Here is a 24,960-nt window from a genome sequence, read left to right as displayed (position 1 = left end):
ACGTCTGATTTTCTTATGCACTTTCCGGTCTTGCTTCGATCTTTTCTGTACTCGGTGCTTTCTCCCCAAGTACTGCCTCTTTTGTCACAAGACAGTATTTCAGATTCTCATCAGACGGTGCTTTATACATGATATCCATCATTACATTTTCCATGATCGCACGGAGTCCTCTGGCTCCTGTCTTACGCTTCAGGGAAGTCTCAGCAATCGCCTCCAGCGCCTCTTTGTCGAATTCCAGTTCCACATCATCCAGCTCCAGAAGCTTCTGGTACTGTTTTACAATCGCATTCTTTGGTTCCGTCAGAATACGGATCAGATCTTCCTTATCCAGAAGTTCCAGGGATACAGTTACCGGCACACGTCCTACAAGTTCCGGGATCAGTCCGAACTTCACAAGATCCTGTGGAAGGATCTGCTGCAGAAGCCGGTCGATATCTTCCTCATGCCGCTGCGCGATCTGTGCCTCAAATCCAATGGATTTCTTATCTATTCTGTTCTCTATGATCTTATCTATTCCCTCAAACGCTCCACCGCAGATAAATAAAATATTGGTGGTATCAATCTGGATCATCTCCTGCTGCGGATGCTTACGTCCACCCTGTGGCGGTACATTTGCGATTGTACCTTCCAGGATCTTCAGAAGTGCCTGCTGAACACCTTCTCCTGATACATCACGGGTAATCGACGGATTCTCAGATTTTCTTGTGATTTTGTCAATCTCATCGATATAAATGATTCCGTGCTCTGCACGTTCAATATCACCCTCTGCTGCCTGAATGATCTTAAGAAGAATATTCTCTACATCTTCTCCGACATATCCCGCTTCTGTAAGCGCAGTTGCATCTGCAATTGCAAACGGTACATTCAGAATTTTTGCGAGAGACTGTGCCAGAAAAGTCTTACCGCATCCTGTCGGTCCTACCATCAGGATATTACTCTTCTGAAGCTCCACGCCCAGATCTTTTTCTGCCATAATACGCTTATAGTGATTATATACCGCAACAGAAAGTACTTTCTTTGCTTCGTCCTGTCCGATCACATAATCATCCAGAAATGCCTTGATTTCTTCCGGTTTCAGAAGATTGATATCATCATATGCATTTTCTTCTTCATAACCAAGTTCATCTTCAATGATCTCAGTACATACATCCACACACTGGTCGCAGATAAACACCCCATTTGGTCCGGCGATCATCTTGCGTACCTGACTCTGTGGTTTATTGCAAAAAGAACATCTTACGATTTCTTCATATTTTCCTGCCATATTTTTACCTCGCACTTTTTTACACGTAAAGGGAATGTCCCAATAAGGACATTCCCTTTTCCCGTTAACGGCTTGTAATAACCTTATCAATCAATCCATATGCCAAAGCTTCTTCGGCAGTCTTCCAGTTATCTCTTTCCGTATCTGCACAAATTGTCTCATAACTCTGACCTGTATTTGCAGCCATCAATCTGTTCATTCTTTCTCTGATCTTCAGAATATGCTGTGCATTGATCTCAATCTCGGTTGCCTGACCCTGTGCACCGCCTGAAGGCTGGTGAATCATGATCTCTGCATTCGGAAGGGCATATCTCTTTCCCTTTGCTCCGCCTGCGAGAAGGAAGGCTCCCATACTTGCAGCCATTCCCATACACATCGTAGAGACGTCACATTTGATGTAATTCATAGTGTCGTAGATCGACATACCTGCTGAAATCGATCCGCCAGGACTGTTAATATAAAACTGGATATCCTTTTCCGGATCTTCTGCTTCCAGAAACAGCAGCTGCGCTACGATCAGGCTCGCTGATGCATCATTCACTTCAGTATCCAGGAAAATGATTCTGTCTTTTAAAAGTCTTGAATAAATGTCGTAAGAGCGTTCTCCACGGCTTGTCTGTTCAACGACATAAGGTACTAAACTACTCATGTAACACTCCTCCTGCTATATTAAAGTATGAAACAGATACTTATTTTTCTACGGCATTGTCAACTACAAATGTAATTGCTTCCTGAACTGCCATATCCTGCTTCATCTGTTCTTTTTCTTTGTCGCCCATAAAGCTCTTAAGCTTGTCAGCTTCCATCTGGTAAGCTTCTGCCATCTTAGCGATCTCTTCGTCTAATTTTTCATCTGTGATTTCGATGTTTTCTGCTTTTGCAATTGCTTCAAGAACAAGTCTTGTCTTGATTCTCTTCTCAGCCTGCGGACGAAGTTCATCCATCATCTTGTCAGCTGTCATGCCTGTGAACTGCATGTACTGGTCAAGAGTCAGTCCCTGCTGCTGCATTCTCTGAGCGAATTCATCAAGCATCTGTCTTGCCTGTGTATCAACCATAGCTTCCGGAAGATCCATCTTAGCTGATTCGATGATTGCATCTACAGCTGCATCTTCCTGTGCTCTCTTGCCATCGTTTACTTTCTGCTCTTTGATCTTAGCTTTGATATCAGCTTTTAATTCATCAAGAGTATCGAATTCTGATACTTCTGAAGCAAATTCATCATCAAGCTCCGGAAGTTCTTTTGCTTTGATCTCATGAACTGTGCATTTGAATACAGCTTCTTTTCCTTTGAGGTCTTCTGCATGGTAATCTTCCGGGAATGTAACCTTAACTTCAACTTCTTTTTCTGGTTCTGCACCGATCAGCTGTTCTTCAAATCCTGGAATGAAAGATCCTGAACCGATTGTCAGCGGATAGTTTTCTCCTTTTCCACCTTCAAAAGCTTCTCCGTCTACAAATCCTTCAAAATCAAGGACAACTTCGTCTTTATCCTGTACCGGACGTCCTTCTACTGTGATTGTTCTTGCGTTCTTAAGCTGTTCTTCCTCAAGCTTAGCGTCGATTTCTTTCTGTGTTACGCGGTTAGAATATTTCGGAACTTCGATTCCTTTGTATTCGCCAAGTTCTACTTCCGGCTTTGTAGCTACTTCAGCTGTGAAGATGAACGGTTTTCCTTTTTCGATCTGTGTTACATCGATCTTCGGCTGAGATACGATCTCAAGTCCGCTTTCATCGTATGCTTTTGAATATGCTTCCGGAATCAGAGCGTTTGCTGCATCATCATAGAAGATTTCCGGTCCGTACATCTTTTCGATGAGCTGGCGCGGAACTTTTCCTTTACGGAATCCAGGAACATTAATTCTGCTTTTCTGTTTCTGGTATGCTTTCTGAAGTGCTCCTTCTAATTCTTCTGCTGAAACTTCGATTGTGAGTTTCGCCATATTGTGTTCTAACTGTTCAACTTGTAAACTCATTACCATTTCCTCCTAAATTTACATATGCAAAAAGTCGACAGACTTATCTACATTACAATCATTTTACAAGTATAGCACAACTTCTACAGTTTATCAAGCTCTAAAATTCGTTCTATAAAGCCATTTAATTCCTCATCACCGATCGACCAGGTATTCCGCCCTTTTTGCGTCACGGTAAAGGTATATTCCTGCTTCTCTCCATACTGCATATCAAGATAAGAACTTCTTAAAAGGCTGTATGCACCGGTCATGTAATCCAACACCATTGCCTCTTTGATTTCTTCATCTGTTCCGCTGTACTTTCCTGCATCTTTGTCTGCCTGGATCTTCTCGGACTCTTCCTTCAGCTTCGGCATGAAGCGGGTAAATACATCCACCGGCTGGTACTTTACCGTCACCTCACAGGTCTTACTCCCTGTCTTTTTTACACCACTTACCTGATAACGGACAGAACTAAAGATCTCTTTGATCAATACACCATATGTCTCAGAAAAGTCATTTTCCGTCTCCACACCATTTAGCAGACAGTCCTGGACAAAAGCATTGATCCCGTTCTCATAGACCTTTTTCAGATCACTGTCTGATGCTCCGAGGATTTCTTTTGCTTCCTGGGTTTGTCCCTGAAAAGTCAGATCCAGGTTCGCCTGCACATATTTTTCCGCCTTTCCTTCATTGATCCCACATCCGGCAAGCAGTGTAGTCAAAAGCAACACTGCCAGAAACACACTGCCTGCTTTTCTCTTTTTCCAGAAACTACCGTTCATAGACTACCTGCTTTGAAATGGTATCTGCGCTTTCTTTATCCCGCAGCTCGCTGATCAGCGCAAGTGCAAAATCGATCGCGGTTCCAAGTCCCCGGCTGGTTGTGATATGTCCATCTGTCACTGCCGGCTGACAGGTAACTTCCGCTCCGGTAAGTCCTTCTTCCATTCCCGGATAGCAGATTGCCTTCTTTCCTTTCAGGATTCCCATTCCGCCAAATACGGTCGGTGCCGCACAGATTGCAGCCAGATATTTTTTTTCTTCATTATGTTTTAAGATCAGCTTTTCAAGACCTTTGTGTTCTTTTAAATGGATTGTTCCCGGCATCCCCCCCGGAAGCACCAGCATCTTCACCTCTGAAAAATCTGTATTTTCAAACAAGCTGTCTGCTTTTACTATAATTCCGTGTGCCCCCTGGATCTCTTCCTGTCCCATGATGGAAACGGTTCTGGTCTCGATCCCGGCTCTTCTTAAAAGATCAACGACCGTAAGACCTTCAATTTCTTCAAATCCATCTGCAAGAAATACACATACTTCACTCATAATCTTGTCCATCCTTTCTTTTTCCTGATGTTCCCCATTGTAACAGAAGCCTGCAAAAATGGCAACTTTCTGCCTTGTCTCCCCCGAAAAACTCCGCTATACTGTTAATGAATATATAAGGAGGGCTTTCCCATGGAAATAGAACGCAAATATCTGATTCATAAGCTTCCGGATCACCTTGAAGCTTATCCGCACCGCACACTTGAGCAGGCTTATCTATGCACCGAACCGGTTGTCCGTGTCCGCAGGGATGCTGATGACTACATCCTGACCTACAAATCCAAAGGTCTGATGATTCATGAAGAACATAATCTTCCTCTTACCGAGGAAGCCTACTGCCATCTGCGCGAAAAGGCAGACGGGCGCATTATCACAAAAGAACGCTACTGCATCCCTTACGGAGATCATCTCACGATCGAGCTTGATGTCTTCGCCGGTGATCTCGCCCCACTTCTCCTTGCCGAAGTCGAATTCTCTTCCGAAGAAGAGGCAAATTCCTTTACCCCGCCGGATTGGTTTGGTGAGGATGTCACCTTTTCCAGCAAATATCATAACAGTACACTGAGTCAGAAAAAGGATTGAGAAATTTCCCAATCCTTTTTTCTTCCGCAAATGCTCCATCCGGTACATTTGCGACCACATTCTTTTTATTAGTCTTCCAGACCAAATCCGTCATGGATTGCAACCAGTGCACGGTCTGCATCTTTTTCATCGATCAGAACCGTGATACGGATCTCTGATGTAGAAATCATATTGATATTGATATTGGAATTGCTAAGTGATTCAAACATGGTCGCAGCAACGCCCGGATTGCTGAGCATTCCGGCTCCTACGATCGATACCTTTGCAACTTTTTCGTTATAATTCATCTCTTTGATCGTAAGGGCTTCTTTTCTGGCTTCCAGAACTTCCATTGCCTCTTTAAGATCATCCTGTGATACAGTAAACGTAATGTCTTTTGTTCCGTCACGTCCAACTGACTGAAGAATAATATCTACGTTAATATTATGCTTTGCAAGTGTATTGAAAATCTTAAACGCAGTACCTGGTTTGTCTTCTACACCCATTACTGAAATTCTCGCTGTATTTTTATCTGCCGCAACGCCGGTAATTAACATTTTTTCCACCTTTGCTACCTCCTTGACCAGGGTTCCTTCTTCTGTGTTCAGGCTGGAACGTACAACCAGCTCAACCCCGTATTTTTTCGCCATCTCTACAGAACGATTATGTAAAACCTTTGCCCCTGATGTTGCAAGCTCCAGCATCTCATCGTAGGTGATCTCTTCGATTTTGCGTGCATTCGGTACCACTCTCGGGTCTGCAGTGTAAACACCGTCTACGTCTGTATAAATCTCGCATTTGTCTGCATGCATTGCAGCCGCAAGTGCCACAGCTGTCGTATCGGATCCACCTCTTCCAAGTGTGGTATAGTCTCCATAATGGTTGACTCCCTGGAATCCGGTTACGATCACGATCTTACGGTTCTCCAGTTCGTGGGTGATACGGTCTGTATCCACTCTTTTAAATCTTGCATTTCCGTTCCGCGCCGTAGAATGCATCTTTACCTGGAATGCATTCAGCGAGATTGCCGGAACATTCAAAAACTGAAGTGCCATTGCCATCAGTGCCACAGATACCTGCTCTCCCGTGGTAAGGAGCATATCAAGTTCTCGTTTTGATGGATACGGATTGATCTCGGCTGCCTTCTCAAGCAGTTCATCTGTTGTATCTCCCATTGCAGAGAGAACAACGATCACATCATTCCCCATCTGATACTCTTCTGCGCAGCGTCTTGCCACATTAAAGATCCTCTCTTTATCTGCAACCGAACTGCCGCCAAATTTCTTAACTACCAGCATAATTTCCTCCTACAGTTCCTGCATTTTTATACTTCTTCTTCTACTCTTATCATATGCAGAATTTCCGGATAAGCTTTTGCTTTTTCCTCATATTCTCCCTCGGTCATCACCGGTGTGACAAAACCGAATTCTCCATTGACTGCTGCCTCTACAAATCTTACTTCACCAAAATCATTGCCGATTCGTTCTTTGAGCGCATCCTCATTTCCACGGATTCGCACCAGGAACTTCTTGCTGGTCTTGCTTCTGTCTTCCAATGTAAGCTTTTCTTCGCTCCAGAAATTCATGATATCTCTGCCCTGATTCTGTACAACTGCCACAATGTCAGCCACAACCGCACTTGCAGTCGGAAGCTTTCCTGCCCCACTTCCGTAGAACATCGCATCTCCCAGCATATTCCCCTTTACAAATACGGCATTAAATACACCATTCACACTGTAAAGCGGATGTTCTGCATGAAGAAGCACCGGTGCAACTCCCGCATAAAGAGTTCCGTCCACATGCTTACACTCAGCAAGAAGTTTGATATTCATTCCCAGAGCCTTTGCATACTGCATATCTTCTGTTGTGATCTTTGTAATACCTTCGGTATAAATTTCTTCAAAATCCACATATTTTCCTGAGATGATCGATGCAAGGATCGCGATCTTCCGGCATGCATCCTGTCCTTCCACATCAGCAGTCGGATCTGCCTCTGCAAATCCATTCTTCTGTGCTTCACGGAGAACCTCTTCATAGTTCGCTCCCTCGTAGAACATCCTGGTCATCATGTAATTGGTTGTTCCGTTCAGGATTCCTGCGATTTCTTCGATCTCATCACCTGTCAGGGATGATCCAAGTGCCCGGAGGATTGGAATCCCCCCTCCCACACTTGCTTCAAAAAGGAAATTCACATTCTTTTCCCGTGCTGTTTTAAGAAGTGCGGATCCATGCTTGGCAACCAACGCCTTATTGGATGTCACAACACTTTTTCCTGCTTCCAGTGCTTTTCTGACAAAGGTATTCGCCGGTTCCACACCGCCCATCACTTCTACTACAATTCCAATCTCCGGATCATTCAGGATAATCTCATAATCATGAACAATCTTTTCCTGGATCTTATCTCCCGGGAAATTTCTCAGATCCAACACATATTTTACTTCAATTTTTTCTTTTGCCCGTGACGCGATCAGCTTCTGATTTACATCCAGAACTTCTACCACACCAGAACCTACGGTACCATAACCCAATACTGCAATCTTCATCTTTTTGTCTACTCCCTGCCTACGATTTTCAAATAATGCACACCTGAATGCTGTTCAATCTCTTCCACCATCTCCGACAGATTCTTCGTTGTCTGCAACACCTCCACACTGAGTGTCAGTGTTGCCACCCCGTTGATCGGAATACTCTGGTGAATAGTCAGGATATTCGCCTGATACCTTGCCACCGCGTTTAAAAGCTCTGCCATAACCCCCGGTGTATCATCAAGCTGAATAACCATCGTAACAGTCCTTCCTTTTTCATTTTCGTGAAATGGGAAAATATCATCCTTATATTTATAGAAAGAACTTCTGCTGATACCGATCTCTTCTGTCGCTTCCTGAATAGTCATTCCACGTCTGGTTGCGAGCAGTCTCTTTGTCTCGACAACCTTTATGAGCACCTCCGGCACTGCTTTTTTCTTTACCACATAGTACTTTGTATTATCCATTGTTACTCCTCTGTTTCAGATAAGCATTGATAAATGGATCCAGCTCCCCATCCAGAACTGCACTTACATTTCCGGTCTCTTCACCGGTACGGTGATCCTTGACCAGATTGTAAGGATGTAAAATATAGGATCGGATCTGGCTTCCAAAATTGATATCCTGAACTTCCCCCCGGATACCGGATACCTTTTCTTCCTGCTCCTGCTTTTTCAAAAGATACAGCTTGGCTTTCAACATCTGCATCGCTTTGTCCTTATTAAAAAGCTGCGAACGTTCATTCTGGCACTGCACTACGATTCCTGTCGGAAGATGCGTGATTCGCACCGCAGACGAAGTCTTGTTGATATGCTGTCCTCCGGCTCCGCTCGAACGGTAGGTATCGATCCGCAGGTCGTCGTCATTCAGCTCAATGTCAATATCATCTTCAATATCCGGTATCACATCACAGGATGCAAAAGATGTCTGCCTCTTGCCTGCTGAATTGAACGGAGAAATACGCACCAGACGGTGCACTCCCTTTTCTGACTGAAAATAGCCATATGCATTATCTCCCGTTACTTCAAACGTGATTCCTTTCAGTCCGGTAATATCTCCGTCCTGATAGTCCAGCACGGTTATCTGAAATCCTTTTGACTGTGCATATCTTGTATACATACGATACAGCATATTTGCCCAGTCACAGCTGTCTGTTCCTCCGGCTCCTGCATGCAGTGTCACGATTGCATTGCAGGAATCATATTCTCCCGAAAGAAGCGTCCGGATCCTGAGATCTTCAAATTCTTTTTCAAATTTAGCGATCTCACGCTGGATCTCTTTGATCATCTCCCGGTCTTCTTCCTCTTCCGTAAGTTCGATCAGTGCATTGATATCTTCATATGAACTTTCCAGATCCCGGACCTCCTTCACACAGTCCTGCATTTTCCGGAGTTCTTTCATGATCCTCTGCGAAAGCTCTGTCTTGTCCCAGAACCCCGGTTCTTCTATCTTTCTTTCCAGCTCTTCAATCCGTTTTTCTTTGCCTGCCAGGTCAAAGTGAATCCCTCATTTCCTTCAGGGGTTCTTCATACGCATTTAATGTCTGCTTAAATCCGTCTAATTCAACCACTGTATCACCTCAAATCTCATAAAATTATATAAAAATCCAAACAGTCGTATTTATTTTCTTCCACAGCACTGTTTGTATTTCTTGCCGCTTCCACACGGGCATGGATCATTTGGATATATCTTTTTCTCGGCACGTACCTTTGGTCCCTTCGCAACGCTGTCATCTTTATTGGTACCGGTTACCTTTGCAACCTGTTCTCTTTCAACCTTCTGTTCTACATTGACATGGAAGAGAAGTCTGACTGTATCCACTTCGATTGCACGTGTCATTTCACCGAACATATCATATCCGATCATCTTGTATTCAACCAACGGATCTCTCTGTCCGTAAGCCTGCAGACCGATTCCCTGACGTAACTGATCCATATCATCAATGTGATCCATCCATTTTGCATCGATCACACGCAGAAGGAACACACGCTCCACCTCACGCAGATGCTCTGCTTCCGGGAACTGTGCTTCTTTTTCTTCGTATGCTTTTGCAGCACGTTCTTTCAGGAGATGCTTGATCTCTTTTGGCTCTTTATCCTTTGCATCCTCCTCCGTAACCGGCGGAAGCGTTGGAATCACATCCAGAAGATCACGGTTCATTGCTCCAAGATCCCATTCTTCAAAATCCTGTTCCTCAGAAAGATTGGCATCGACAGTATTTTCCACAAAGTCTGTGATCATATGGAAGATAGAATCTCTCATATTCTCACCGTCAAGGACTCTGCGTCTTTCATCGTAGATGATCTCTCTCTGTTCGTTCATTACCTGGTCATATTCAAGCAGGTTCTTACGAATACCAAAGTTATTGCTCTCAATCTTCTTCTGAGCCTTCTCAATCGCACTTGAAAGCATCTTGTGCTCGATCTGTTCTCCTTCTTCTACTCCAAGCTTGGTAAATACATCCATCAGTCTCTCGGAACCGAACAGACGCATCAGGTCATCCTCCAGAGAAATATAGAATCTGGATTCTCCCGGATCGCCCTGACGTCCGGCACGTCCACGCAACTGGTTGTCAATACGACGGGACTCATGACGTTCTGTACCGATGATCTTCAGTCCGCCGGCTGCTCTTGATTCTTCATCAAGCTTGATATCCGTACCACGGCCTGCCATGTTGGTTGCGATCGTAACAGCCCCATGCTGTCCTGCCTGTGCAACGATCTCAGCCTCCAATTCATGGAACTTGGCATTCAGTACATTATGTTTTACGCCGCGTTTACTGAGCATCTTACTGAGGAGCTCGGAAGTTTCGATCGTGATCGTACCAACCAGAACCGGCTGTTCTTTTTCATGCGCTTCACAGATTGCATCAATAACTGCGTTAAATTTCTCTTTCTTTGATTTATAAACGGCATCCTCCAGGTCAATTCTCTGTACCGGAACATTCGTCGGAATCTCAATAACGTCCATTCCGTAAATATCACGGAACTCCTGTTCCTCTGTGAGGGCTGTACCTGTCATACCGGATTTCTTCTCATATTTATTAAACAAATTCTGAAATGTAATGGTAGCCAGAGTCTTGCTTTCTCTCTTGACCTTTACATGCTCTTTTGCTTCGATTGCCTGATGAAGTCCGTCAGAATAACGGCGTCCCGGCATGATACGTCCGGTAAATTCATCAACAATCAGGACCTCATCATCTTTTACTACATAATCCTGGTCACGGAACATCAGATTATGTGCACGCAGTGCCAGAATGATGTTGTGCTGGATCTCCAGGTTCTCCGGGTCAGCAAGGTTCTCAATATGGAAGAACTTCTCAACCTTCTTCACACCCTCTTCGGTCAGGTTGATATTCTTTTCTTTTTCATTGACAATGAAGTCTCCGGTCTCTTCGATCTCTTCTCCCATAATGGCATTCATCTTAGAGAATTCCCCACTTGCTTCACCTCTCTCCAGCTGTCTTGCCAGAACATCACATGCTTCGTAAAGTCTGGTTGACTTTCCGCTCTGTCCGGAAATGATAAGCGGTGTTCTCGCTTCATCGATCAGAACTGAGTCAACCTCATCGATAAGTGCATATTTCATACCGCGCTGTACCAGCTGTTCTTTATAGATAACCATGTTATCACGGAGGTAATCGAAACCAAGTTCATTATTCGTCACATAAGTGATATCGCAATTATACGCTGCACGTCGTTCATCATTATCCATCTGGTTCAGAACAACTCCAACAGTCAGTCCCAGGAATTCATGAACCTTTCCCATCCACTCAGCATCACGCTTTGCCAGATAGTCGTTGACTGTTACAATATGCACCCCTTCTCCGGTCAGTGCATTTAAGTATGCCGGCAGTGTAGATACAAGTGTTTTACCTTCACCGGTCTTCATCTCGGCAATACGGCCCTGATGCAGGATGATACCACCGATCATCTGTACACGGTAGTGGCGCATTCCAAGTACACGGACAGCTGCCTCTCTTACAACAGCAAACGCTTCCGGAAGAAGATCGTCCAGTGTCTCTCCTTTTGCAAGTCTCTCCTTGAATTCTTTCGTCTTTTCTTTCAATTCCTCATCGGAGAGCTTCTGCATCTCCGGCTCCAGCGCATCAATATGATCCACGATCGGGTAGATTCGCTTCAATTCATGTTCGCTGTGCGTTCCAAATATCTTTTCAATAATTCCCATTTTATTAAGCTCCTTATATTCCTTGCTTATCACTTCTGTCTGAAGTGTTTTGCTTTTTTCCGCTATAGATAGACAGTATCCATTGTAGCACCATTTCTTTTATTCTTCAATCAGTTTATTTCACCGGTTCTGTCAGCTCGGCATACGGAATCTTACCGCCAAAAAGATCCAGTGCACTGCCGATCGTATAGTCCAGCTTTTCCCCGCTGATCCGTGCAAACTCCCGCAGATCCTCCATGCTTCCAATTCCACCGGCATAGGTGATCGGAAGTCCGTCCCACGCCGCAAGCATTCTGACCAGATCCTCCTCTGTACCAGATGCTTTTCCTTCTACATCAACCCCGTGAACCAGAAATTCATCACACCATCCGGACAGCTCTTCCAGGACCTCCGGTATCAGTCTGAGCTCAGTAAATGTCTGCCATCTGTTGGTTACAATATAATAACTGTTCTCGCGCCTCCGGCAGCTGAGATCCAGTACCAGATGCTCTTTCCCTACTGCTTTTTTCAGCCGGTCCAGCCGGTCATACCGCACCTGTCCATTCTGAAATACATAGGATGTAACGATCACATGACTTGCCCCTTCCTCCAGATACTCTGCAGCATTTTCTGCAGTAATTCCTCCGCCGATCTGCATTCCGCCCGGATAGGCATGTAGTGCTTTCAGTGCCTGTGCCTTTGTCGCATCATAGTATTCCGATGCCGGCGGATTCAGCAAAATAATGTGTCCTCCGGTAAGTCCATCTTTCTTATACATTGTCGCATAATAATCTGCATCCTGTCTGGATATGTAATTTTCTACCGCTGCATTTCCCGCATCTTTCAGGCTACCACCCACAATCTGCTTGACTGCACCGTTATGAATATCTATACATGGTCGAAATTTCATGAAGTCCTCCGCTTTTTCTGTTGATCTCGTCTTTGCATACCGTCATATTGTATCACACTCACGGACATTTTACTACCTTTTGTCTGTAAAAAGGCAAGACTTTTCCGCAAAGTCTTGCCTTTTCCCTATTCCTGACCATCTATTGTATGATTATCATTTACATTCCGGTCCTCTGTCCTGTTTCTGGTCATATCATCGACTCCGTCTTTCACATCATCTACTGCATCCTCAACGCCATCTCCGATATCGTTTGTGACATCATTTACCGTTCCATTCTGATTCGTCCCACCGGTATTCGTATCCGGATTTGCAGCGTTATCACCATTTCCACACGCCGTAATTCCTCCCATCAGCATCACACAGGTAAAAACCAGAACCATTCTTCTTAGATATTGCATGTTGTAATTCTCCTTTTTCTGTAAAATACTTGTACTATTACTATCCGCAGAAAAAGGATTTTTATACTTATTTTTAATTTTTTTCGTAACTGTTCAGAGCCAACCTCCAAAATGCTACGCATTTCGTCGGTGTGGCGTATCCGCCAAATAAAATTTCAAAAACAGTCTTAAAAATGCAAGCATTTTACACCTGTTTTATGAAATTTTGCTTGGCTCTGAACAGTTACACTTTTTCGATGATCTGACCACTTCTGTAAGCGTCCAGCAATGCCTCCAGATCCGCGATCCGTTCCTTCAGTACTTTTCCAACATCAGTATCTCCTACCGTCTTGCGTTCGAGTGTCCGTTTTACGATCACACTGTCCGAATGGATATCTCTTTCTTTTTCAATAGCTGCCTCCGTCGATTCAAACGGATCATGCGCCGCAAGGATCAGTCCATAGGAATTATAGATCAGCGTGTATCCTGCAATTCCGGTTTCTTTCTGGTACGCTTTTGAAAATCCGCCATCAATAACAAGCACTTTTCCACCACATTTGACCGGATTCTCTCCATTTTTCGTTTTCACCGGAACATGTCCGTTGATGATATGGGAAATTTCTCTGTCCAGGCCAAATTCATCCAGAATTCCGTTCATCACATTTTCATCTTCAAGAAGAAGATAATACGCATTCTTTTTCTCTTTCCACAGCTCCTTTTCTGCAAGGAAATAACGCTCAAAGGTCGCCATTTTATCTTTGCCGAAAAGAGGAGAATTCGCACCCTGCCAGATATACCACATCAGGTCACGCCCTTTTTTCTTTTCATCCGGATCTACCGCAAAAAATCCTTTTCTCACATAGGACTCCATCACATCATAAAGTGTCCTTCCCTGATAGCTTTTACCGTATATCTTTACCTTTCTGAGTGATCCGTCATCATTCAGTGGAACACAGCCGTGATACAGCAAATTGGAATTATAAATCTTGTAAAGACTTCCTTTGTTCAAAAGGAAACGCATATGCCTCTGCAATTTTTCACAGCTCTGGAACGCTTTCACCAGGCGGTTCATGATCTCTTCTTCTTCAGCTGAAAGCTGATATGGATTCTTCGGATCTATGGTCGGAAAATAATCATCCAGAAGCTGATAGATTTTTCCGCCTATCGTTATAGTCCCTTCCTCGTAGTTGATCTTATCCAGAAAGTTTCTTCTCTGGAAACCAAATTCCGGATAAAGCTCTGCTGCCTGTCCTTCTACTTTGAACTGGATAACAGAAATTGCCTTGTGCATTTTCATATTCAGTTCCAGCTCCTGTGGTTTGCAATTGTCCTGCCCTTTTAATAAAAAGCATTCACAGGGATCTTTTGCATACTGTTTCCATGCGAAAGTTGCAAGCGGAAGCAGATTGATCCCATATCCATCCTCCAGAATATCCAGATTCCCATAGCGGGCACAGATACGGATTACATTCGCAATACAGCATTTCTGCCCCGCTGCCGCTCCCATCCACAGGATATCATGATTCCCCCACTGGATGTCCACCGAATGATACTCCATCAGCTTGTCCATAATCAGATGCGGTCCCGGACCTCTGTCGTAAATATCACCGACAATATGCAGGTGATCCACAACCAGACGCTGGATCAGTTCACACAAGGCTACAATAAATTCCTCCGCTCTTCCGATCTGGATAATTGTACTGATGATCGAATTATAATATGATTCCTTATCTGTCATTCCTGACTTTTCTGTGATCAGTTCCTCGATCACATATGCAAAATCCTTCGGGAGTGCTTTTCTGACCTTCGATCTGGTATATTTGCTCGCCGAACGTTTTGCTACCTCGATCAGACGGTACAGCATGATCTTGTACCAGTCATCCATATTCTGTTCTTCTTCCCGGATCCGCTCCATCTTCTCCCGCGGATAGTAGATCAAGGTTGCCAGTGTCTGCTTGTCCCGGCTGCTCATTGTGTTTGCAAATACATCATCGACCTTGCGCTTTACCGAACCCGATCCGTTCTTCAGCACATGTGCAAACGCTTCATATTCTCCGTGAATATCCGTCAGAAAATGTTCCGTTCCTTTTGGAAGATTCACGATTGCCTGTAAGTTAATAATTTCTGTGGACGCAGCTGCGATTGATGGAAATAATTCCGACAGCCCTTCCAGATATTTCTCCTCTAATGCTTTCATAACTTCCTCCCTCTTGTATAAAAGCTTTTTCTGCTTACAGTCCGATCACATCACTCATATCGTACATTCCTGCCGGTTTTCCAGCCAGGAATTTGGCAGCTTCAACTGCACCTTTTCCAAAAATTGCTTTTGAATATGCAGTGTGGTGGAATTCGATCACTTCATCTGCCCCCGCAAAGATGACGTCATGCTGTCCAACGATCGTACCTCCACGTACTGCAACGATCCCGATTTCGTTTTTCTCACGTTTTTTTCGTTCATGACTGCGGTCATAATTGTATACATACTGGTCAGCCATCGCTTCATTAATCGAATCTGCAAGTGCGATCGCTGTTCCACTTGGAGCATCAACTTTCTGATTATGATGTTTTTCTACAATTTCAATATCAAAGCCTGCCGGAGCAAGAACCTTTGCTGCATCCTTTAAAAGCTTCATCAGAAGATTGACTCCCAGTGACATGTTTGCAGAACGGAGAACCGCAACTTTTTCTCCTGCTTCTTTCACCTTTGCAAGCTGTTCCTCAGAAAGTCCTGTTGTGCAAAGAACAACAGGAAGAGTTTTCTCCACACATACATCCAGAAGCTCATCAACTGCTGCTGCGTTTGAGAAATCAATCACAACATCTGCCTGCACATCACACTCTGCAAGGCTTGTAAATACCGGGTACGGATTCTCGATTCCGGTGAATTTATCAATACCTGCCACGATTTCGATCACATCATCTTCCTTTACAAGTTCCGAGATCACCTGTCCCATTTTTCCGTTACATCCATGCATAATTGCCTTAACCATTTTGTATTCCTCCTTGTTATCTCCATTTTCTTGTGTATCTTTTCACAAATTCCTGTATAGCACAAAAGGAACTGATGGATACTCCAGTCAGTCCCTTTTCTCTATAATCTGACCCTTTATTATGCCAGTTTAATTCCAAATGCTTCCAGTTCTTTTGCAAGCTGTGCTGTATGTGCTTCTGTCATCTCTGTCAAAGGCATACGCAGAGGACCTGCCTGCCATCCCATCAGATTTAAAGCCTTTTTAACCGGAATCGGATTCACTTCACAGAATAACTTCTCGATCAGCGGAATCGCATCCAGCTGCATCTTACAGCTTCCCTTGACATCTCCTTCAAAGAACTTTGCACAGATGTCATGTGTATACTGCGGAGCCACGTTCGCAAGAACTGAGATGACACCCTTTCCTCCAACAGAAAGGAGCGGTACGATCTGGTCATCATTGCCTGAATACAGATCGATCTTGCCATCTGTCAGCTGCATGATCTTTGAAATCTGGGAAATATTGCCTGATGCTTCTTTTACCGCAACAATATTCTCTATATTTTTATGTAAAGCTGCAACTGTCTCCGGAGCAATATTCACACCGGTACGGCTCGCCACACTGTAAAGGATGATTGGTGCTTTTGCTTCTTTTGCAACAGCGGTATAATGTGCGATCAGTCCGTCCTGTGTACATTTGTTATAATATGGTGTTACAAGCAGCAGTCCGTCTGCACCGTCTTCTACTGCCTCTTTTGACATCTGGATCGTTGTGTAGGTACTGTTGGAACCGGTACCTGCGATCACCGGGATTCTTCCCTTGACACGCTCGATTGCAAATTTGATGCATTCCATGTGCTCTTCTTCTGATAAAGTAGAGGATTCACCTGTTGTTCCGCAGATGATAATACTGTCGGTTCCATGTGTACAATGGTAGTCCAGCATTTCATCCAGTTTGTCATAATTTATACTCTCGTCTTCATGAAACGGCGTTACAAGTGCCACTCCTGATCCTGTAAATATAGCCATAATATTCCTCCTGACATGTTGCTTTATGATACTAAACAATCAAATTAAGTTTAGCATTAAATACAGGCACTGTCAATCAGAGTCTTTTCCAGCTTACTGACCGAAACTTCATAGGCAATCCTCTTTTCTGTCTCGGTATCTGAGATCCGTTTTACATATTCCCTGCTCTGGATCCTTCCCAAAAGCTGTACATGCTCTCCCACTTCAAAGCCGGAGGCATATCTTGCATTTCTCCCCCAGCAGATGCATGGAATATAATCAGATTTTCCATACGGGCGGTTAACCGCAAGCAAAAGATCTGCGATTTCCCTTCCAAGCGGTGTCTTTCGGTAGATCGGTTCCTTGCAGATATAGCCATCCAGCCAGATACTGTTGGTCTTTGTCCCGTCAGGTTCTTCTTCCATAAAGGAAATCTCCCGTACAAACACGGATAATACCAGACGGTTTTTCTGCTCTTCATGCCGGTTGTAAGAGCGGAACTGCCCGTGCACCATAATATACTCTCCGGTATAATCCTGTGTCACATCGATCAGTCTCTCTGAGATCATCAGCGGAATACGGTCTTCTGAATTGCTCAGTCTTTTCACTTCTACCTCTACCATATAAAAGCCTTCTCCGAAGACCTCATGGCTGAATGAAAATTCAGTTGCTACCTTTCCCATGATCGTTACCTGGTTATTTTCAATAATCTTATCTGACATAATAATGTAAATCTCCTTCCTCTTCGCAGGCGTATTTTACCGCGTTCTTACTCTTGATCACTATCTAATCTATGAAGCTTTTCCAGTTTTTAGAACAAAAAGTAAACTCTTTTTTTGCAGAAAGTCAAATTTTTTTCTTTCTACTTGTAAATTTTTCAAAATGTGATAAACTATACGGGTTGTAACTTTAAATAGGTAATAAGAAGGGTTTTGAGAATATGAAGACAAAACGTGAAGACATTAGAAATATCGCTATCATCGCCCATGTTGACCATGGTAAAACAACATTAGTAGATGAACTTTTAAAACAGAGCGGTGTTTTCCGTGAAAATCAGGAAGTAGCCGAACGAGTAATGGATTCCAACGATATCGAACGTGAACGTGGAATTACCATTCTTTCCAAAAACACTGCAGTTGTTTATAAAAATACAAAGATCAATATCATTGACACTCCTGGACATGCCGATTTCGGTGGAGAAGTAGAACGTGTCCTTAAGATGGTCAATGGAGTGGTTCTTCTGGTTGACGCTTTTGAAGGTGCCATGCCACAGACCAAATTCGTTTTGAAAAAAGCTCTTGCACTGAAGCTCCCGGTTATCGTATGTATCAACAAGATCGACCGTCCGGAAGCACGTCCGGATGAAGTTATCGATGAAGTTCTTGAACTTCTCATCGATCTGGGCGCATCTGACGAACAGCTTGACTGCCCGTTCCTTTTTGCTTCTGCAAGAGACGGATATGCAACTTACAATATCGACGATGAACCGAAAGACATGGTTCCTCTGTTTGAGACCATCCTGGATTACATCCCGGCTCCGGAAGGAGATCCTGATGCAGGTACACAGATGCTGATCAGTACCATCGATTACAATGAATACGTTGGCCGTATCGGTGTTGGAAAAGTCGATAACGGAACGATTTCTGTCAACCAGGATGTAGTTGTTGTAAACCATCATGATCCGGACAAACAGAAAAAAGTAAAGATCAGCAAATTATATGAATTTGACGGTCTGAATAAAGTAGAAGTAAAAGAAGCAGGCATCGGTTCTATCGTTGCAATCTCCGGTATTGCAGATATTTCCATCGGTGATACGATCTGTTCGCCGGACAATCCGGTTCCGATCGAATTCCAGAAGATTTCCGAGCCTACGATCGCAATGCAGTTCGTTGTCAACGACAGTCCGTTTGCAGGACAGGAGGGTAAATTCGTCACTTCCCGTCACCTCCGTGACCGTCTGTTCCGTGAACTGAATACAGACGTCAGCCTTCGTGTTGAAGAGACAGACAACACAGACAGCTTCAAGGTATCCGGACGTGGAGAGCTTCATCTTTCCGTCCTCGTTGAAAACATGCGTCGTGAAGGTTATGAATTCGCAGTCAGCAAAGCCGAAGTTCTTTACAAAAAAGACGAAAACGGCAAGCAGCTCGAGCCAATGGAAACCGTATACATTGATGTACCGGATGAATTTACAGGTACAGTTATTGATAAATTAAGCCAGAGAAAAGGCGAACTCCGCAACATGGGAATGTCTAATGGCGGATACACCCGTCTTGAATTCTCCATCCCGTCAAGAGGTCTGATCGGTTATCGTGGAGAATTCCTGACCGATACAAAAGGTAACGGTATCATGAACACAGCCTTTGACTGCTACGCTCCGTATAAAGGAGATATCCAGTACAGAAGCCAGGGATCCCTGATCGCCTTCGAGACAGGTGAAGCTGTAGCTTACGGTCTGTTCAACGCACAGGATCGTGGAACACTCTTCATCGGACCTGGTGAAAAGGTTTACTCCGGTATGGTAATCGGTCAGAATGCGAAGACAGATGATATCGAACTGAATGTATGTAAGACCAAACACCTTACCAATACCCGTTCTTCAAGTGCTGATGAAGCCTTAAAGCTTACTCCGCCGAGAATCCTCAGTCTGGAAGAAGCACTTGATTTCATCGATACCGATGAACTTCTGGAAGTCACACCGAAGAGCCTGCGTATCCGTAAAAAGATTCTGGATCCGAAACTCCGTAAGAGAAGCAATTTCCAGTAAAAAACTATAGATTTTTCTTTACACTTCCCCCTTGTATCCGTTACAATCTTTGTATACAACGAACAAGGGGGATTTTTTATGAAAAAATACTTAAACGCAGCACTCCATAAGCTGACCGTACTTCTGGAATTTATCATTTCATTCGTTCTGGCTGCCGGAATCATCATTCTGCTTGTCCAGCTGATCCTGTCCATGCCAAATGTTCCGGATCTGAATATTTATCCAAATTACGAAGACCTGGTAGAAACCTGTTTCAATCTGATCATTGGTGTCGAGCTGATCCGTATGCTTTATCAGCACAAGCCTTCCACTGTGTTTGAGGTGCTGTTATTTGCCATCGCCAGACAGGTGATCATGGCACATAATAATCCGGTATCCAGCCTGATCGGTGTGATCTCCATCGCACTTTTATTTGCAACCAGAAAATTCCTTTTTATTGAATTTGATGAATCTGAAAAAATCATTTTCCGTGCTACTACAAAAGCACGGATTGTAAACAGCATCCTGCACGTCCATATTCCATATGAAGATGAACAAACCTTATATGACGTGATCACTAAAAGATTTGAACAGGAAAAAACAGAAATTGGTGTGGGTGCAAGTACATTCTTCGATAATTTTGGTCTGCGCGTTGCCAAAATGCATAATGGAAAGATCAGTCGTATCGAAGTAATCCGCTCCATACATTGACAGAATTTTCTGATAATTCAGTTTTCTTTACAGAATTTTAATAATTTTTTTGCATTTACCATTGCATCTCTCCCCTATGATAGAGTATAATGTAGCTATAGTCGGAAGGATATAAAAACTATCTATACATCCTGCCGGTCAAGCTCTTATAGATGCACTTATCTCCGTACATACTATGAGAAATATGAGAAAAAAGGAGTTGAGCTGTATGAATTTTATCATTAGCGGAAGAAACATTGACATCACACCTGGTCTCAGACAGGCTGTAGAACAGAAATTAGGAAAACTGGAAAAGTATTTTACTCCTGAAACTGACATTATCGTTACACTCAGTGTAGAAAAAGAACGTCAGAAAATCGAAGTTACGATCCCTGTAAAAGGAAACATTATCCGTTCCGAGCAGGAAAGCAGCGATATGTATGTATCCATTGATCTCGTAGAAGAAATTATCGAGCGTCAGCTCAGAAAGTATAAAACCAAACTGATTGCAAAACAGCAGGGCGGACATGATTTCCGTCAGGAATTTATTGAATCCGATACTTCGGCAGCAGAGTCAGACGAGATTGAGATCGTCCGTACCAAACGTTTCGGCATCAAACCAATGTTCCCGGAGGATGCCTGCATTCAGATGGAACTTCTCGGACATAACTTCTACGTATTCAGCAATGCTGAGACAGACGAAGTCAATGTTGTATATAAGAGAAAGAATGGAACCTACGGTCTGATCGAACCGGAATTCCAGTAAACCAATAAACTCATACAGAGAACCTGCTGTCTGCAGTTCCTCCTGTATACTAAGACATTAAAACCCCTATACAGAACGGATTCTCCGTTCTGTATAGGGGTTCTTTTTCCTGTTCTATTCCTCAAAAACCAGGATTTCTTTTCCATCCTCCGCAAAATAGCAGCTGTCTCCTTTTTCGATCACAGCCTGTCCATTTGTTCCCTCTGTAATCTCGGAAACCACACATTGCTCCTGATCATAAGGCAGAATCACTTTCATCAGCACTTTATCCGTATACTGTGTATCCTGCACACTGATCTGCCGTTGTCCGAGGATATACTGGATCTTCCCAAGTCCGGTATAATCCGTTCCAATCTCATACCGGTAACCCAGGCGCTTTGTGATCACAGTACTTGCCTGAAGACCTTCCTTTACTGCTCCCTGATAAGCCCGCACCAGACCACCTGTTCCCAGAAGCGTCCCGCCAAAATACCTGGTCACAACAACCGCCGTATCGTGAAGATCTTCCCCTGTAAGCACATCCAGCATCGGTTTTCCTGCTGTACCTGCAGGTTCCCCGTCATCACTACATCTCAGAGTTGGATTTGTTACACCGATCACATAAGCAAAACAGTTATGTCTTGCGTCCCAGTATTTTTTCTTCACTTCTTCTATAAATGCCAGTACTTCTTCTTCTGAGTGTACCGGTCTTACCGTTGCGATAAAACGGGATTTCTTTTCAACAATTTCCCCTTCTCCTCCCCGGTATACTGTTTTGTATTCTTCCTGCATGTCTGCGTTTTTCCCTTCATTTTCCTTATATTTTCACTATTTCCAGTATACAAATCTATTTCTTCAGATGCAAGAAAATTACAAAAATGTTACAATTTCCCTATATTTCCGAAATTTTTCTTAATTTTGTAAAATGGAACATTGAAGTTTTCAAGTTTTCCTTTATTTAAATTATCAAGTTTGATATAATATTGCAATATGAAGGAGGAAGCATTCATGAATTATGGAAAGCGAAAAGCTTCTAAAAAACAAAAACGCATAACATCGAAAAAGAATATGCACAAAAAGAAACTGGGCGTTCGCCTTTTTAAAGGTTTTCTATTATGTATCTTTGTCTGCTGTATCCTCGCAGCGATCGGAGGTGGCTTTATCATCAGGCATGTGATTGATAATGCACCTGAGATTACAGCTGACAGCATCAAACCACAGGGTTATACGTCCACCGCACTTGCAGATGACGGCACGACAACAATAGCCGAATTCACCGGTGCAGGTGCCAACCGTGTATATAAGACGATTGATCAGATCCCGGAGGATCTGCAGCATGCATTCGTCGCAATCGAAGACTCCCGTTTTTACAAGCATAACGGTGTTGATATCCAAGGTATTATCCGTGCTTTTGTTGTTGGTATCACTCATGGTGGCAACTTCTCTGAAGGAGCCAGTACCATTACCCAGCAGCTGATCAAGAACAATGTCTTCCCTGACTTTGTAAATGAAAGCACTTTTGAAGAAAAGCTGGAACGTAAGATCCAGGAACAGTATCTCGCAATTCAGGTTGAAAAGCAGCTTGATAAAGATTCAATCCTTGAAAGCTACCTGAACACGATCAACCTTGGTCAGGACTGTCTGGGAGTACAGTCAGCCGCACAGAGATATTTTAATAAGGATGTCAATGAACTTAACCTTTCCGAATCTGCAACCATCGCTGCAATCACACAGAATCCGGGAAGATACAATCCGATCACCAATCCGGAAGACAACGCAACCCGCCGCAAAAAAGTTCTGGATAATATGCTCGATCAGGGCTGGATCGACCAGGCTGCCCATGATGAAGCACTGGCAGATGACGTATATTCCAGAATTCAGAACGTAAATACACGGATCGAAGAGACCAACACCGTCAACTCTTATTTTGTTGATGCCCTGTCTGAGCAGCTGATCGAAGATCTCACCTCAGAAGACGGACTTGGATATTCCCAGACACAGGCAGAGAACGCACTGTACAGCGGTGGTCTCACCATTTATTCAACTCAGAATCTTACGATGCAGAACATCTGTGATGAAGAATTGAATGATGACAACAATTATCCGGCCAATATTGACTGGGGTGTTGATTATGCCCTCACAGTCTATCATACTGATGGCTCGGTAGATAACTACAGTGCCGGACACCTGAAACAATTCGGGGCAGATCAGTACGGTGATGATGAAGGACTTCTCTTCGGATCACAGGAAGCTGCACAGGAAAGAATTGACGCATTCCGTAACAGTCTTCTCCAGGATGGCGAGACCTATGATGAGTACGTCAACCTCTCTCCACAGCCGCAGACTTCACTTACCATCATCGATCAGAAAACAGGGCAGATCAAAGCTCTTGTCGGTGGCCGTGGACAAAAAACAACCAACCGTGGACTGAACCGCGCATACAAGGGTTCTACCCGTAACGCAGGTTCTACATTCAAGATTCTTGCCGTATACGCTCCGGCATTGGACAGCGCAGATCTTACACTTGCTACCACCGAAGTTGATGAAGAATACTACTATCAGCACGACCTGGAACATCATCAGGTTCATAACTGGTGGGGCGATTACTATAAAGGTACCGTAACATACCGTCAGGCGATCGAACAGTCCATGAACATCATTGCGGTAAAGACATTGAATAAGATTGGTATCAATCTTGGTTTTGAATACTGCGAGAAATTTGGTCTTTCCACACTTACCGAAGACGATGCTGTAGAGTCTCTTGCTCTTGGTGGTATTTCCCATGGTGTTTACAACTATGAACTGACAGCAGCCTATGCATCCATTGCAAACGGCGGTGTATATAACAAACCATCCCTGTACACAAAGGTATTGGATCATGATGGTAATGTCCTGATCGACAACTCCAATCCGGAAAGCCACACTGTGATCAAAGATACAACTGCGGCACTTCTTACCAACGCCATGCAGGATGTTGTCACAAAGGGTACTGCAACCGATGCACAGCTCAATAATATGCCTGCATCCGGTAAATCCGGTACAACCTCCGACAACCGTGACTTCTGGTTCGAAGGATTTACACCGTATTATACCTGTGGTATCTGGATGGGTTACGATGGTAACCAGGAAATGTCTGAAGGAAGCTGGAACTATCATTTCAAGATCTGGGCTAAGATCATGAACCGGATCGATGAAGCTTTGGGACTTACCTACAAAGACTTCGAGATGCCAGGTTCTCTCGTTCAGAAGAGCGTATGTACAATTTCCGGTAAGCTTGCCGGTTCCGGCTGTCCGTCACAGACCGAATGGTTTGATCCGGATACTGTCCCGACCGAGACATGTTCCGGACATGCAAGCAAGTCAACTACCACAAACAGTACAAAAAATTCGAATGACAAATCCGATTCTAATAGTACAACAGGTGGAAACTCCTCCGGTAACTCTACCGGCACTAATGGGGATACTACCGGTGGTACCGGCGGTGATTCCGGCAATACTGGCGGCGGCACAGATTCCGGTAATAATAGTGGCAATTCTGGTAATACCGGTGGCGATTCTGGTAATACCGGTGGCGATTCCGGTAATACCGGTGGCGGCACTGATTCCGGCAATACCGGTGGCTCAGATTCTGGCAATGGACAGTAAGAATCTATCATCTAATTAGAATAAAAAGAGATCAGTGAATATTTGAAATTCACTGATCTCTCTTTTTTATC

Annotated in this window: 22 protein-coding genes; 5 read left to right on the top strand and 17 right to left on the bottom strand. The window is 43.9% G+C overall.

The annotated features are described in order from the left end of the window. Positions 1-13: 13 nt before the first annotated feature. The 5 genes from clpX to PGU50_RS08795 all read right to left on the bottom strand — a co-directional run bounded on the left by clpX (position 14) and on the right by PGU50_RS08795 (position 4,545). Positions 14-1,264, bottom strand: coding sequence for an ATP-dependent Clp protease ATP-binding subunit ClpX (clpX, locus tag PGU50_RS08815; protein WP_270246722.1), 1,251 nt, complete (start codon positions 1,262-1,264; stop codon positions 14-16). A gap of 64 nt (positions 1,265-1,328) precedes the next feature. Then, complete coding sequence (gene clpP, locus PGU50_RS08810) at positions 1,329-1,913, bottom strand: ATP-dependent Clp endopeptidase proteolytic subunit ClpP (protein ID WP_008374523.1); 585 nt, start codon at positions 1,911-1,913, stop codon at positions 1,329-1,331. A gap of 40 nt (positions 1,914-1,953) precedes the next feature. Beyond that, on the bottom strand, positions 1,954-3,240 hold the full coding sequence (gene tig, locus PGU50_RS08805; RefSeq protein ID WP_055246719.1) for a trigger factor: 1,287 nt from the start codon (positions 3,238-3,240) through the stop codon (positions 1,954-1,956). 83 nt (positions 3,241-3,323) lie between these two features. Continuing rightward, positions 3,324-4,004 (bottom strand): hypothetical protein, encoded by a 681-nt coding sequence (locus tag PGU50_RS08800; protein ID WP_117556967.1) that lies wholly within the window; start codon positions 4,002-4,004, stop codon positions 3,324-3,326. After that, positions 3,994-4,545, bottom strand: a complete 552-nt coding sequence (locus tag PGU50_RS08795; protein WP_117557029.1) for a DJ-1 family glyoxalase III — start codon at positions 4,543-4,545, stop codon at positions 3,994-3,996. The genes PGU50_RS08800 and PGU50_RS08795 overlap by 11 nt, the downstream gene beginning before the upstream one ends. Before the next feature lie 132 nt (positions 4,546-4,677). On the opposite strand from PGU50_RS08795, the gene PGU50_RS08790 reads away from it, so the two are divergent. Next, a complete protein-coding gene (locus tag PGU50_RS08790; RefSeq protein WP_270246720.1) occupies positions 4,678-5,127 on the top strand; it encodes a CYTH domain-containing protein in 450 nt (149 codons plus the stop codon). A gap of 68 nt (positions 5,128-5,195) precedes the next feature. Here the strand turns inward: PGU50_RS08790 and PGU50_RS08785 are convergent, their stop codons facing one another. From PGU50_RS08785 to PGU50_RS08735, 11 genes are all read right to left on the bottom strand, one after another. Further along, positions 5,196-6,404 (bottom strand): aspartate kinase, encoded by a 1,209-nt coding sequence (locus tag PGU50_RS08785; protein WP_117824294.1) that lies wholly within the window; start codon positions 6,402-6,404, stop codon positions 5,196-5,198. A gap of 26 nt (positions 6,405-6,430) precedes the next feature. Next, positions 6,431-7,648, bottom strand: coding sequence for a homoserine dehydrogenase (locus PGU50_RS08780; protein WP_195250483.1), 1,218 nt, complete (start codon positions 7,646-7,648; stop codon positions 6,431-6,433). An 8-nt stretch (positions 7,649-7,656) separates the two neighbouring features. After that, the gene (locus PGU50_RS08775; protein ID WP_008374505.1) at positions 7,657-8,097 is read right to left on the bottom strand and encodes an ACT domain-containing protein; all 441 of its coding nucleotides are present in this window, start codon (positions 8,095-8,097) and stop codon (positions 7,657-7,659) included. Beyond that, positions 8,090-9,200, bottom strand: a protein-coding gene (gene prfB / locus PGU50_RS08770; protein ID WP_117556961.1) for a peptide chain release factor 2 whose coding sequence is annotated in 2 segments (ribosomal slippage) — positions 8,090-9,124 and positions 9,126-9,200 — 1,110 coding nt in all. Because the reading frame shifts where the segments join, the coding sequence is not laid out codon by codon here. Before prfB ends, PGU50_RS08775 begins: the two co-directional genes overlap by 8 nt. 50 nt (positions 9,201-9,250) lie before the next feature. Further along, positions 9,251-11,818: a preprotein translocase subunit SecA gene (gene secA, locus PGU50_RS08765; RefSeq protein WP_022220283.1), complete on the bottom strand. Its 2,568-nt coding sequence runs from the start codon at positions 11,816-11,818 to the stop codon at positions 9,251-9,253. Between the two features lie 115 nt (positions 11,819-11,933). Then, positions 11,934-12,707, bottom strand: coding sequence for a phosphoribosylformimino-5-aminoimidazole carboxamide ribotide isomerase (gene hisA, locus PGU50_RS08760; protein ID WP_117824292.1), 774 nt, complete (start codon positions 12,705-12,707; stop codon positions 11,934-11,936). Between the two features lie 125 nt (positions 12,708-12,832). Beyond that, positions 12,833-13,105 (bottom strand): hypothetical protein, encoded by a 273-nt coding sequence (locus tag PGU50_RS08755; protein WP_117556957.1) that lies wholly within the window; start codon positions 13,103-13,105, stop codon positions 12,833-12,835. Positions 13,106-13,328: 223 nt separating this feature from the next. After that, a complete protein-coding gene (locus PGU50_RS08750) occupies positions 13,329-15,281 on the bottom strand; it encodes a fructose-1,6-bisphosphatase (protein ID WP_270246718.1) in 1,953 nt (650 codons plus the stop codon). Positions 15,282-15,315: 34 nt separating this feature from the next. After that, positions 15,316-16,074, bottom strand: a complete 759-nt coding sequence (gene dapB / locus PGU50_RS08745; protein WP_270246717.1) for a 4-hydroxy-tetrahydrodipicolinate reductase — start codon at positions 16,072-16,074, stop codon at positions 15,316-15,318. Between the two features lie 119 nt (positions 16,075-16,193). Beyond that, positions 16,194-17,084: a 4-hydroxy-tetrahydrodipicolinate synthase gene (gene dapA / locus PGU50_RS08740; protein ID WP_008374488.1), complete on the bottom strand. Its 891-nt coding sequence runs from the start codon at positions 17,082-17,084 to the stop codon at positions 16,194-16,196. A gap of 56 nt (positions 17,085-17,140) precedes the next feature. Next, positions 17,141-17,785, bottom strand: coding sequence for a single-stranded DNA-binding protein (locus PGU50_RS08735; RefSeq protein WP_117556951.1), 645 nt, complete (start codon positions 17,783-17,785; stop codon positions 17,141-17,143). Positions 17,786-18,003: 218 nt separating this feature from the next. Here PGU50_RS08735 and typA point away from each other — a divergent pair, with 218 nt between their 5' ends. The 3 genes from typA to hpf all read left to right on the top strand — a co-directional run bounded on the left by typA (position 18,004) and on the right by hpf (position 21,265). Further along, positions 18,004-19,830 (top strand): translational GTPase TypA, encoded by a 1,827-nt coding sequence (typA, locus tag PGU50_RS08730; protein WP_117556949.1) that lies wholly within the window; start codon positions 18,004-18,006, stop codon positions 19,828-19,830. 78 nt (positions 19,831-19,908) lie between these two features. Further along, positions 19,909-20,520 (top strand): transporter, encoded by a 612-nt coding sequence (locus PGU50_RS08725; RefSeq protein ID WP_008374483.1) that lies wholly within the window; start codon positions 19,909-19,911, stop codon positions 20,518-20,520. A 208-nt stretch (positions 20,521-20,728) separates the two neighbouring features. After that, positions 20,729-21,265, top strand: a complete 537-nt coding sequence (hpf, locus tag PGU50_RS08720; RefSeq protein WP_022220288.1) for a ribosome hibernation-promoting factor, HPF/YfiA family — start codon at positions 20,729-20,731, stop codon at positions 21,263-21,265. 114 nt (positions 21,266-21,379) lie between these two features. Here the strand turns inward: hpf and PGU50_RS08715 are convergent, their stop codons facing one another. After that, positions 21,380-22,036, bottom strand: a complete 657-nt coding sequence (locus tag PGU50_RS08715) for a YigZ family protein (protein ID WP_270246716.1) — start codon at positions 22,034-22,036, stop codon at positions 21,380-21,382. A gap of 216 nt (positions 22,037-22,252) precedes the next feature. On the opposite strand from PGU50_RS08715, the gene PGU50_RS08710 reads away from it, so the two are divergent. Then, positions 22,253-24,889 carry a transglycosylase domain-containing protein gene (locus PGU50_RS08710; RefSeq protein WP_270203588.1) on the top strand — a complete coding sequence of 879 codons (2,637 nt, stop codon included), beginning with the start codon at positions 22,253-22,255 and terminating at the stop codon, positions 24,887-24,889. Positions 24,890-24,960: the final 71 nt, after the last annotated feature.

This window comes from Coprococcus sp. AM11-30B, assembly GCF_027674365.1.
Taxonomy (GTDB): domain Bacteria; phylum Bacillota; class Clostridia; order Lachnospirales; family Lachnospiraceae; genus Allocoprococcus; species Allocoprococcus comes.
The sequence above is the reverse complement of the archived record's forward strand: the minus strand, read 5'-3'. Positions and strand labels throughout refer to the sequence as shown.